This window comes from Roseomonas sp. KE2513 (genome assembly GCF_016107305.1).
Lineage (GTDB): Bacteria > Pseudomonadota > Alphaproteobacteria > Acetobacterales > Acetobacteraceae > Roseomonas.
The window spans coordinates 1-11,882 of record NZ_RCVR01000075.1 but is presented as its reverse complement, the minus strand read 5'-3'; the positions used below and the strand labels follow the sequence as shown (position 1 = coordinate 11,882).

The following is an 11,882-nucleotide window of genomic DNA, read 5'->3' as shown; positions in this document are numbered from 1 at the left end:
TGCCAGGAGCGGCACCCACGGCCGCCTTTTCCGCGCCGACACTGGCGCAGTTTACCCGCGAGAACCGGTGCGAGCTTGGCCTCCCACTCCCGCACTGCTTCGTGGCTAAACACAACGCCGCGGATAAGGAACATCTCAGCCAGATCCCGAAGGGTGAGGCGGTAGCGCAGGCGCCACAGCACCATCAGGGCGATGACGTCGCTCGGGTACTGGGCCCTGTTCAGCGCTCCCGAGCTGCGCTCGTTGAACCCTCGGCCGCAGGCGCGGCACCGGAAGCGACGGTAGCCCTGGGCCGTACGGTCCCGCCGCTCGGTCACCTCGGCCGAACCGCAGTCCACGCACTCCATCTCAGGCCCCCAGCCGCCTATCATCCCGTCAGGAGCCTATCCAAACCTGCCCACGCTCGCCAATCCGGGCACCCCTGGCGCGAGAGCTGACAGATCCAGCACGACAACCCGGTCTTCCCCAACCTGTACCAGAACGTCATCCCGGCAGAGCCGAACCGGGTATGGGTGGGCGACTTCACTTACATTCGGATCGCGTCGGGGTTCTGCTACCTGGCCGCGATCCTGGACGCCTGCAGCCGCAAGGTGGTCGGCTATGCCATCTCGCGCACCATCGACACCCCCCTGGCCCTGGCCCTGGCTGCCCTGCGATCGGCCGTGCAGAACCGCCATCCTCCGGCCGGGTGCATCTTCCACACTGACCGCGGGTGCCAGTACGCCAGCGAGACCTACCGCCGGGCCCTGGCGGACGCCGGGCTGCAGGGCTCGATGAGTTCCGTCGGCAACCCGTACCACAATGCGCAGGCCGAGAGCTTCATGAAGACGCTCAAGGTCGAGGAGGTCTACATCGGCGGCTACGAGACGTTCCAGGACGTCGCGGAGCGTTTGCCGAGGTTCATTGAGGAGGTCTACAACGCCAGGCGGCTCCACTCCGCCCTTGGCTACCAATCGCCCGACGAGTTCGAGAGCCAGCTGGTCCCGCACGTGGCTTAGTTCTGACCCGCCCGGTCCAGCTCCAGGGGTTCACTCCAATACCCCCCACTACGGGGTCAAAGTTGCACGCCGAATGACATTGAGATCCCCCCTCGCGCCGCGCCGGCTGCCTTCTGGTGCGCCTGGATGTTGGTCCCGTCCAGAAACACCATACCGAGCCGCAAGCCACGCTCCTGAACGAGGTTGAGCAGTCGTTCCCAGACACCGGCTCGAGCCCAGCGCATGAACACCTGCGCCGCGCGCCACCACGGTCCAAGTTCAACCGGCACCGCCCGCCACTTCGCCCCGTTCTGGTGACGCCAGAGGATCGCGCTCAACGTCCGGCGTAGATCCTGCGGCGGTGTCTTGCCGATCGGCCGGCACGCTTCGACCAACGGCTCCAAAACCGTCCATTGCTCGTCGCTTAGCATCGCGTCTCTCCTTGAGACGCTAAACGACCACCACACTCAGACGTTCACGCGATGACAGGCCCTAGCATTCGACCATCTTATTCGATCTACGAGAAGGAGAAACAAACGGAATATCCGAAGGGCCCGAGATGCTCACAGATCACTGTCCATGCGCCCGAGCATCGTCCACGTCAGCAGTTCTGACGTATTTTCCTGATATTTCTGCTACGAGAATTGGCTGGTCACGGAAGGGTGAGTGTCCGCATTCCGGAAGGACCACCGCGTTGGCACTTGGAATAACAGCTGTGATGCGGTCGAGCTGATCGACACTGAAGTAGACGTCATCCCGGCCGTGTATCAACAGGGTCGGTGTACGCACCTGCCGGAGCCGCGTCTCAATCGACCAGTCCCGGAAGCGCGGGTCCAGCCAGATACCAACCCAATTCTCAAAGACGGTGTCCGGATCGTCATGATGGCGCGCGAGTCGCTCGCGCAGATCGCCGCTCGCGAACCGGTCGCGCATCTGCTCGATGGCCTTCAGCGTTCCGATCTCGACGCTGACATGCGGGGCTTCCAGAACGAGACTTCTGACTTGGTCCGGGGCTCTGGCGGCTACGAGAAGGGCGATCGCCGTCCCGTCGCTGTGGCCGTGGAGATGGACACGGTCGATTCCCAACCGCGCCATGAAGGCCAGGGTCTGGTCCGCCGCCCGGTCCAGAAAGTCCACCCCGGGCCGTTCGGGTAATGGATCGGATCGCCCGAAGCCCTGGCGCGACCAAGCGATCACAGGGTAGCCGGATGCAGCTGCGAGACGCTCGGGAAACGTACCCCAAAGCGAAACGGAGCCGAGTGCCTCGTGCAGAAGCAGGATTGGCGTCCCGACGCCTGCGACCTTACGCAGTTCGATGGCCGTTCCGTCGATCTCAATGAAGGTAGAGTTTGAAGCCATGGCTCTCCGCTCGGGCTTGTCCATGGCTTCAGGCAAGGGCGGAAGGCTACATCCGCTCCAGGTTGCCGCGCGTTTCGGATGTGAGCACGGCGCCCAGAAGATACACCAGCGTGACGGCGACCGTGAAAATGGCCAGCGTCATTGGGATTCCGGACGGGCCGCCCGCAGCAAGGGACACGAAGGTCGGCAAGATCCCTCCCAGCGCGAAACCGATGTTCCACGACAGGCCCGTTCCGGTCGCGCGGATGGCGGTGGGAAAGCGCTCGTTCAGGTAGATCAAGAGCGGACCGTAGCTGGCGTTCGCCAGGAAGGAGAGCGCGAACCCGCACAGGGCGATGGTCCACAGTCCGGTGGTGCTTCCCATCAGAAGGAACAGGAGCGGGAACGCGACGAGCCGCACCACGCCCATCCAGATAAAGGCGGGACGACGGCCGATGCGTTGGCTGAGTTCGCCGCCCCCGCAGGCGCCTAGCGCCGCGCCGACATTGGCCAGGATCAGCATAATCGAGGCGGACGATCCGGGGACCCCGTTCACGACGTTATAGAAGGTGGGGAGGTAGCCGGACGTCAGATAGTAGGCCGAACCGCCACCGAAGGACAGAAGCAGGGTCAGAAGGAAGCCGTTGAGTTGCGGGCGGGAGAACAGGGTGCGGACCGGTGAGGCATCCCTCTGCGCCGTCGCGTTCTTCAGCGCCTTCTTCGCTTGAAGCTGCTTGAACAGCGGCGACTCTTCGAGGTTGCGGAAGATGACGAGGCCGACCACCGAGGTCAGGAGGCCCGAGAAGAACATCACGCGCCAGCCGGTTTCGGCGAACGCGTCACCGGGGAACAAGAGCGAAACCACGAAGAACACCAGCGAAGCCAGAAGGCCGCCGATGGCCGAGCCGCCGCCGCCGACCGCCCCTGACATGAAGCCGCGCCAGCGCTCGGGCACCGTTTCCGTACCGATCGTGTGAGACGACGCGACGACGCCACCAACGAAGATGCCTTGTACGAGACGGAAGAACAGGAACAGCGCGGTAGCGAACCAGCCGATCTGTCCCACTGTCGGCAGGAGTCCGAAGATCGCTGTCGAGAAGCCGACGCCCGTGACGGCGACCATCAGCGCTCGCTTGCGACCGAATCGGTCTGCGTAGGACCCGAAGATCGCGGAGCCCAGCGGACGCACCAGAAGCGTGACGGCGAAGGACGCATAAGCGCCGGCCAAGGACAGCATCGGCTGTTCGGACGGGAAGAACAGTCGCCCGACGATCGGGGCGACGTAGAGCAGAATGAAGAGGTCGAAGAGATCAAGTCCCCACCCGAACAGGGACGCGGACGCCGCCGTGATGGTCTGCCGTCGGGTGGGTGTCGCGACGGCGGGTTGGTCCGCCTGTTCAAGGGTTGTCATGATCGGGTTCCTCCACGTTTGTGCCGGTCTTGACCGCCGGCGTCGATGAAATCGGGCATGCCTATCCCGGCCCGGCGGCGAGCCAGGGACGAGGTGTCTGCGATGTCGGTCCCGCCGAGGGTCGAAAGCCGTGTCGGCTTCGCCGCCTCAGACCCCCTTGAAGGTCGGCCGGCGCTTGGCGTGGAAGGCCTCGACGCCTTCCCGGAAGTCGTCCGACATCCGAAGGCGCGAGTAGTTCAGACCCTCCAGCTCGATCGCAGTGGAGAGAAGCGCGTCGTCGCTGTCGTTCAGGAGCTTCTTGGCGGTGCGCTGGGCAAGCGGCGAGAAGCTGCGCAACTCGTCGACCAGCGCCGCGACGGCTGCCTCCAGCGCATCATCCGGGTGGCATTCGGTGGCGATGCCCCAGTCGAGCGCCTGGGACCCCGAAATGCGCTTGGAGCGCATCACGATGTCCTTGGTGCGCGTGACGCCGACGATCTTCTGGAGGCGCGCCGATCCGCCCGAGCCTGGGATCTGGCCGAGTTTCTGCTCGGGCAGGGCGTAGAGTGTCGTTTCGGACGCCACACGGAAGTCGCAGGCGAGCGACAGCTCGAAGCCGACGCCGAAGCAGTAGCCGCGGTTCATCGCGATCACGGGCTTTTCGCAGCGCGCCGGCGCCGCCACGTTCCAGGCGAGCTTGGAGACATGCTCGGGGCTCGCCTCCAGGAAGCCCTTGATGTTGCCGCCCGAGGAGAAATGCTCGCCGGCGCCCGACAGGACGATTACCCGCACGCGCGGATCGGCGTCGAGCGCCTCGAATGCCAGACGGAGCTGGTCGCGCGCGGCCATCGACACGACGTTGTAAGGGGGACGATCGAGTACGATGTCGGCCCGCTCGTGGGTCGGGTCGATCGTGACCGCGAAACCGTCTAGGGATCGGAGCTCGGGATGGTCGAAGCGATAGGGTTCGCTCATGGGGATGATCCTTCGAGTGGGATGTCAGGAGGCGGCGCGCGTCGCGGCCGGGGTTTCGGGCTCGTATTCCCCGGCCACCAGAAGGCGACGCAGCAGCTTGCCGACCGGGCTCTTGGGGATGGCGTTCACGAAGACGTAGGCGCGGGGCCGCCGGAAGTTGGCGAGGCCCGAGTGTTTGCAGTGCTCGTCCAGCTCGGCCTCGTCGACCGTGCCCGAACGCTTCACGAAGGCGGTGACGACCTTGCCCCAGCGCTCGTCGGGAAGACCGACCACCGCCACCTCGTCGACGCAGGGGTGGAGCGACAGGCAGCTTTCAATCTCGACCGGCGAGACGTTCTCGCCACCGGTGATGATCATGTCGTCTGTGCGTCCGGTGACGAAGAGGTCACCGTCCTCGTCAAGGAAGCCGATGTCACCCGTGAAGTACCAGCCATCGCGGATCGCCTTGGCGTCGGCCTCGGGGCGCTTCCAGTAGCCTTCGAAGCTCTCGTCCCCCTTCAGGAGCACGGCGATCTCGCCCTCTTCTCGCGGGGCCGCGCGTCGGGAGGCGTCACGCTCGCTGAGCTTCACCACACGGATCATCTGGTTGATGCCCGCCCGGCCCGCCGAACCGGGCTTTTCCGGCGCCTTCTGGTCGATCGTGAACGTGTAGACCTCGGACGAGCCGTAGTGGTTGACGAAGAGTTCGGGCTGGAAGCTTTCGCGAAGGCGCCGCATGAGGCCGTCGGTCATGGAAGCGCCGGCGAAGCCGAGCTTGGTGACGCTGCGCACGCGGCCGGACGAGAAGGACGGATGGTGGACGATGTCGTGGTAGAGGGTGGGGACCAGATAGAGATTGGTGATCCCGTTCTCCTCGATGGCGCGCAGTGCCCCCTCCACGTCGAAGCGGGGGAGGCAGACGAAGGCGCCGCCGATCAGCGAGGTGGCGAGCAGCGAGCGCACGCCCATCGTGTGGTAGAGCGGCATGACGCCGAGCGTGCGCTCGCCGTGCCGGTAGAGGTTCTGCGCGACATGGGCGAGCGCGCCGGCGCGCTCGGCGTGGTGGCGGCGCGGCACGCCCTTCGGCCGCGACGTGGTGCCCGACGTGTAGAGCATCAGCGACCAGTCCTGCGCCGACGCGCGGGGTTCGAAGGCCGCCCCGTCGTCCGCCATCAGTCCGGCCACGCTCGTACCGCCGCTCCCGTCCTCGACCGGCAGCCGGATCGCATCCTGTGCCCGCGTGCTGGCGCTGACGGCATCGAAGGACACGGGTTCGTAGACGAGAATGCGCGCCTCGGAATCCTCCAGCGCGTAGTCGATCTCGTCGCCCTTCGCGCGCCAGTTGAGCGGCGTGACGATCAACCCCGCGAACTGGCAGGCCCAGTGCAGGGTAGCGTTCTCCCAGCGGTTTTGCAGGAGGGTCAAGATGCGGTCGCCCGGCTGGAGACCCAGGTCCGTGAGGCCCTGCGCCAGTGCGACGATGCGAGGAAGCCACTCGGCATAGGTCAGTCGCGTCGTGCCGTCGACGATCGCCACCGCGCCCGGATCGCGCTCGACGCTCGCGAGAAAGCTGGTCCCGAGATCAAGCATGCGTTTCCTCCCGTCGTGCTTGGTTGAACCTGTCTCGGGCATCCAGCGCCGCGCGCATGATGGGCGCGTAGCCGGTGCAGCGGCACAGATGCCCGGACAGGTGATCGCGGATTTCCGCCTCGTCCGCGTCCGGTCGTGCGCGGAACAGGCAATCGAGGGTCATGAGAATGCCGGGCGTGCAGAACCCGCATTGCAACCCATGATGCCGGCGAAACGCGTCCTGGAGCACCGACAGGCGTCCGGCTTCGGGCTCCAGCCCCTCGACCGTGCGGACCGCCTGACCGTCGACCTGACCCGCCAAAACTAGGCACGCGCGGGCCGGCTCGCCATCGATCTCGACTGTGCAGGCACCGCAGACGCCGTGCTCGCAGCCGACATGGGTGCCGGTGGATCCGAGCCCGTGGCGTAGGACGTCCGTCAGGAGGGTACGGGGCTCTGCCCAGGCCTCGACGGGTCGGCCGTTGAGGGTGAAACGGACGGGATAACGTTCGGATTTCGTCAGCTTCGGCATCTCAGCGCCTCCTCGATGGCATCGCGGCCGAGGCGGCGCACGAGTTCGCGCCGGTATCTCGGAGTGGCATGGAGGTCCTCGCGCGCGTCGAGCGACCAAGCGAAGTCGTTAAGGGCCTCGTTGAGATCGCCGCTCGCGGGATCGGGAAGCTCGCGCAGCGTCGGCACGTCGCCGACCCCGCCGACGGCCAGCCGAATGCCCTGCGGTCCGGCCACCGCCGCGCAGGCGACCACGGCGTAGTCGCCGTGCCGGCGGGCCACTTCTCGGAACCCGAATCCTTGGCCCGCGCGCCGTAGCGGAAACGACACCGCCTCGATCATCTCGCCGGGCCGAAGGGCAGTCGCCATCATTCCGAGGAAAAAGTCCCGCGCGGCGACGGTCCTGTGCGCCTTTTTCGTGCGTAGGTGGATCTCCCCCTCCAGCGCGATCAACGCGAGGGGAAGCTCGGCGCTCGGATCGGCATGGGCGAGCGATCCGCACACCGTTCCGCGCGACCGGGTCTGGACATGCCCGATGTAAGGAACGGCGGCGGCCAGAAGCGGGAGCCGGGCGGTTAGATCGGCCCAGCGCGTCAGTTCGACCTGCCTGACGCCGGCACCGATGCGCAGCGCGCCTTTCGCGACCTCGATACCGCGCAAGTCCGCAACGCCCATGATGTCGACGAGGACGCTGGGCCGCGCCAGGCGCATGTTCAGCATTGGAACGAAACTCTGGCCGCCGGCGAGAACCCGCCCATCTTCGCCCGCCTGCGCCAAGGCATCGAGTGCCTCGGCCAAGGTAGCGGCTCGAACGAAGTCGAAGGGTGCGGGCTTCATGCGCCCCTCCCCAACAGGCGACGGAGCCTTGCCAGCAAGCCGGAGCCGTTGCCTTTCCCGCCTCCCGCATGGGCGGCGAGCGACTTGAAGAACTGACCGATCACCACGCGCGCCGCGCCGTCGAGGAGACGGCCGCCGACGGAGGCGACCTTGCCACCGATCACGGCCTCGTAGGCATAGTGGACCGTGGTCCGGTCCGGCGCGGTCTCGGCCAGCGTGATCCGGCCGGAGCCGCGGCCGAAGCCGAGCGCCCCGTCCGTGCCCCCGGACAGGGTGACCGCACCCGGCTCGTCCAGATCCGAAAGCTCGATCTCGGCGCGGTAGCGTCCCTTGACCGGGCCGACGCCGAGCGTGACGTCGGCCAGGAAACGGGTGGACGAAACCTTGCGTACCCCGTGCGCGCCGGGGATCACCGCCTCCAGCGTCTTGGGGTCGAGCAGCATGTCCCAGACGGCCTGTCGTGGTGCCGCGACCAATGCCGAGCCTTCGCCCGTCAGCTTGCGCTCGCCGGGCTTAGCGGGCACGGCCGTTCTTGTCGGGGTTTCGCGAGAGGGCTTCTCCTCGGCGGCAAGACGGTCCGCGAGATGCGCGGGAACGAGTGGAAGCGTCACATCGTCGAAGTCGCAGGCATCCGCCACCGCATTGGCGAGGCAGACCGGGGTGGACATGCAATTCCCTTCGCCGACGCCCTTGGCTCCCAGCGGGGTGAAGGGCGACGGGCTTTCGTAATGGAGGATGACCGGCTCGGCCACTTCCATCACCGTGGGAATGAGGTAGTCCGCCAGCGTGCCGGACAGGAAGCTGCCGTCCGGGCCGTAGGCGTATTCCTCCAGCAGCGCCGCGCCGACCGCGTGGGCGAAACCGCCGGTCACTTGCCCTGCCACCATGCCGGGATGCAGGATCCGGCCGCAGTCGTGCATCGTCACATACTTGTCGATGCGCACCGCGCCTGTGAGCCGGTCGACCTCGACGCTGCAGAAGTCGAAGATGAAGCCGTGACAGAGCGAGGAGTTCACCGCGTCCTCGTCGTCGGGTGCGATCAGTTGCTCCGGCGTCCAGAAGACCGTCTCGCGGATTGTCTGATCAACGCCATCAGGCAGCGTACCCGGCGCCCAGTGCGCGGCGGCTGCGACGCGTGCGAAGGATACGGCGTTCTCGGGGTTGCCGCGCGCTTGGGCACGGCCGTTCGCAAGGTCCACCTCGCCGGCGGCGACGTTGAGCTGCCCGGCGGCGACGCGCTTCAGCTTTTCCGCGATCCGGTCAGCCGCGAGCTTGGTCGCGCCGGCGACGGCCGGGGCGAAGCGGCTGGAGTAGTTGCCCGAGGCGATGGACCAGGCATCGCGCGCCGTATCCACATCGGCAAGGACGCGAATGGCACCGGGCTCTAAACCTAGAGCATCGGCGACGACCTGCGCGAGCACCGTTCGGTGCCCCTGTCCCTGCGGCACGGAGGCGACCTTCACGGACACCGCGCCGAGCGGATCGATCGCGATCGTCGCGGTGGCCTGGGCTCCGTTCTTCGGACCGGCCTTACGGCGCGCGGCCGGCGACAGCACGGCGGTGATGTAGCCCATGTTGGAGACACTCGGCTCAACGGCGGCCGTATAGCCGATTCCATAAAGCCGGCCTTCGGCGCGCGCCGCCCGGCGGGTCTCAATGAGGCCCGCCAGTCCGCCCTGGTCGATTGCGCGGGTCAGGGCCGCCTGGTAGTCGCCGCTGTCGAGGAGCGCGCCGGTCGCCGTTCGGTAGGGAAAGGATCCCGCCGGCACGAGGTTGCGCCGGATGACGTCGAGCGGATCGAGCCCCAGCTCTATCGCGATCCGCTGCATCAGGCGCTCGAGCGCGAAATACATCTGCGGCCCGCCGAAGCCCCGGTTCAGGCCGGTCGGGGTCTTGTTGGTGAGCACGATCCGGTTGCGGATCGCGACATGGCGGATGGCGTAGGCGCCCGTCATGTTGCCGTGCATGCGGTAGAGGGTAGCCGGCTCGGGCGCGCGAAGATGCGCACCGCAGTCCTCGAGTTGATCCCAGCGCAGCGCCGTGACCCGTCCGTCCGCCTCGACGGCCGCCTCCAGGGTGGTGACGCGGTTCGTCGCCGACACGGACGCCGACAGATGCTCGAGCCGGTCCTCGATCCACTTCACCGGCCGGTCGGCGAGGCGGGCGGCCAGCGCCATGAGAATCATATAAGGAAAGACGCCCTGCTTGATGCCGAACGATCCGCCGGAATCGGGCGGCGTGCGCAGGCGCATCCGGTTGCCCGGCACGTTCAGGGCACGCGCGACGACGGCGTGGATTGAGAACGGACCCTGGAAGTTGGCTGTGACGTCGTAAGCGTCCTCGCCCGGATCGTAGGACGCGATGACGCCGTAGGTCTCGATCGGCGTGCCTGAGTTGCGAGGATAGCTGACGGTGACCGCCACGCGGCGGGACGACGCCTCGAACGCCGCATCCGGCTCGCCGTAGCGAAACAGGCGCTCGTTGATGACGTTGCTGCCCAAGGACGGATGAAGCGTCGGCGCGTCCGGCTCCGCCGCCGTGCGTGGATCGACCACCACCGGCAGAATATCGTATCCAACCTCGATGAGGTCGATGGCGTCTTCGGCGACGTAGCGATCGGCGGCCACGACCACGGCGACCGGCTCGCCGACATAGCGGACCCGGTCCACGGCGATCGGCCAAGCCTCGACATCGGCCTTCACGCCGACGGTCATGGCTCGCGACAGCCGGCGCACCTCGTCCGCCGTCAGGACGCAAGCGACGCCCGGCAGGGCGAGGGCCGCCGATGTGTCGACGCGCCTGATCATGGCATGGGCATGGGGCGAGCGAAGGACGGCGGCGTGCAGCGTTCCAGGCGCGATCGGCAAGTCGTCCACGTAGCGGCCGCGGCCCGTCAGCAACGCCGCGTCCTCGACCCGCGGCACCGGACGTCCCGTCCAGCCGCCCGATGGCGGAATGGCGGTCATCTCTTGGTATCCTCCCGAGGCACCCGCTCGTCGGGGATGCCGTATGAGAGGCGAGCTTAGGGGGGACAGGAGGGTGCCACGATCCCTCCCGGTCTCACGACTTACCGAGGAGTCTCAAAATCAAAGGGGCTTTTGCGTTACGGCGCGAAATCCCGACGGCGACGACCCTGCATGGTCATGGAAGAAACGCGAGAAATGCGCGGGAACGGAGAAGCCGAGGCTATCGCTGATCGTCGACAGGTGCGCCTCGCTGTCCGAAACAGCTTGGACAGCCCGCTCCAATCGCGCGGCGTTGAGATAGACCCGGGGCGAAACGCCCAAAGAGGCTTCAAACACGCGAAAGAACTGCGCACGCGAAACAGGAGTCGCAGCAATCAGATCATCGATCTGGCGAATCGCGCCTGGGTCCGCATCGATCTGGGCGGCGACCGTGCGGATACGGCGATCGACGCTCGGCCATTTTGCGAGATTTCTGAGCGACACCGCTGTTTCGCGCCATGGCGTGAAGCGCTCGATCACCGCGATCATCAGATCCGACAAGAACGTCTCGTGAAGGGTCTGCGCCGCCGGCTCGGCGATCATGGCTCGGGCCATGTCGTCAGCGAGCGCCCGAATGCGAGGAGTGATGGCGCCGGTGGCCTGAGCAAAGAAGCCGGGTCTGCCGCTGGCGGTCCAGTTCGGCCGGAATTCCGCAAGCCATCGCGGCTCGATGTAGAGTGCAAGGATGATCGTCGGCGGGCGGCGTGGGTCATGCGCATAGGCATGTGGTTCCCACGCGTTAACAAGGACGGCACTTTCGTTCGTCAAAGGAACGAGATTGTCGCGCACCAAAAATTGTGTATCCGCACCCTCGACCTTCAACAGGACGTGGCAATGAGGATGAGCGTGACGCACGAGGGGACGATTCATGTCCAACAGCGCGACGCGGCCAAATTTCCCTTGAGCAATTCTAAGGGCGCTCGACATCAGGAAATCGTACGACATTCACATCCGAATGGCAAGCCCCACTGCTTATCAATTCAGTTTGCCAGCCAATCGATTGGGCTCCTATAACAGTGATAACGCTGTCTACATAAAGGCGGCTTTTGACGTGATCACTACCAAAGCTACCGGTCCGCTATCGGGGTTCGACGGCTGCCGTTCCAACAGCTGAACGGGGTGGAAGAACGAACCCGCTTCCGCGGGAAGGGCGGCGGCTTTGTCGTCGGCGGACTGATGCGAGCGCGCTACGCTGATTGGGCGACGCCCGGTTGCGGGCGGACGATCCCGGCTCCTTCACCCGGACGGAGCCTTTCCATGACGACCACCCTCGTTCCCGGCGCCACGTCGATAAGTCCGTTG

Annotated in this window: 9 protein-coding genes and 2 pseudogenes; 1 reads left to right on the top strand and 10 read right to left on the bottom strand. The window is 66.2% G+C overall.

From position 1 onward, the window contains the following. A pseudogene (locus D9599_RS31755) lies at positions 1 to 338 on the bottom strand (hypothetical protein); the annotation flags it as partial. A gap of 102 nt (positions 339 to 440) precedes the next feature. Here D9599_RS31755 and D9599_RS29110 point away from each other — a divergent pair. Next, positions 441 to 998, top strand: coding sequence for an IS3 family transposase (locus D9599_RS29110; RefSeq protein WP_198384838.1), 558 nt, complete (start codon positions 441 to 443; stop codon positions 996 to 998). Positions 999 to 1,084: 86 nt separating this feature from the next. Here the strand turns inward: D9599_RS29110 and D9599_RS29105 are convergent. From D9599_RS29105 to D9599_RS29065, 9 genes and pseudogenes are all read right to left on the bottom strand, one after another. Next, positions 1,085 to 1,408 (bottom strand): annotated as a pseudogene (locus tag D9599_RS29105) (transposase); the annotation flags it as partial. 139 nt (positions 1,409 to 1,547) lie between these two features. Continuing rightward, on the bottom strand, positions 1,548 to 2,360 hold the full coding sequence (locus D9599_RS29100; protein WP_198384836.1) for an alpha/beta fold hydrolase: 813 nt from the start codon (positions 2,358 to 2,360) through the stop codon (positions 1,548 to 1,550). A 22-nt stretch (positions 2,361 to 2,382) separates the two neighbouring features. Then, positions 2,383 to 3,726, bottom strand: a complete 1,344-nt coding sequence (locus D9599_RS29095) for an MFS transporter (RefSeq protein ID WP_198384835.1) — start codon at positions 3,724 to 3,726, stop codon at positions 2,383 to 2,385. A gap of 147 nt (positions 3,727 to 3,873) precedes the next feature. Then, positions 3,874 to 4,680, bottom strand: coding sequence for an enoyl-CoA hydratase/isomerase family protein (locus D9599_RS29090; RefSeq protein WP_198384834.1), 807 nt, complete (start codon positions 4,678 to 4,680; stop codon positions 3,874 to 3,876). A 24-nt stretch (positions 4,681 to 4,704) separates the two neighbouring features. Beyond that, complete coding sequence (locus D9599_RS29085; RefSeq protein ID WP_198384833.1) at positions 4,705 to 6,249, bottom strand: AMP-binding protein; 1,545 nt, start codon at positions 6,247 to 6,249, stop codon at positions 4,705 to 4,707. Continuing rightward, positions 6,242 to 6,760 carry a (2Fe-2S)-binding protein gene (locus D9599_RS29080; RefSeq protein WP_198384832.1) on the bottom strand — a complete coding sequence of 173 codons (519 nt, stop codon included), beginning with the start codon at positions 6,758 to 6,760 and terminating at the stop codon, positions 6,242 to 6,244. Before D9599_RS29080 ends, D9599_RS29085 begins: the two co-directional genes overlap by 8 nt. Further along, positions 6,748 to 7,575, bottom strand: coding sequence for a xanthine dehydrogenase family protein subunit M (locus D9599_RS29075; RefSeq protein ID WP_198384831.1), 828 nt, complete (start codon positions 7,573 to 7,575; stop codon positions 6,748 to 6,750). The genes D9599_RS29080 and D9599_RS29075 overlap by 13 nt, the downstream gene beginning before the upstream one ends. Further along, on the bottom strand, positions 7,572 to 10,541 hold the full coding sequence (locus D9599_RS29070) for a molybdopterin cofactor-binding domain-containing protein (protein WP_198384830.1): 2,970 nt from the start codon (positions 10,539 to 10,541) through the stop codon (positions 7,572 to 7,574). The genes D9599_RS29075 and D9599_RS29070 overlap by 4 nt, the downstream gene beginning before the upstream one ends. Before the next feature lie 120 nt (positions 10,542 to 10,661). Beyond that, the gene (locus D9599_RS29065; RefSeq protein WP_232481073.1) at positions 10,662 to 11,525 is read right to left on the bottom strand and encodes an AraC family transcriptional regulator; all 864 of its coding nucleotides are present in this window, start codon (positions 11,523 to 11,525) and stop codon (positions 10,662 to 10,664) included. Positions 11,526 to 11,882: the final 357 nt, after the last annotated feature.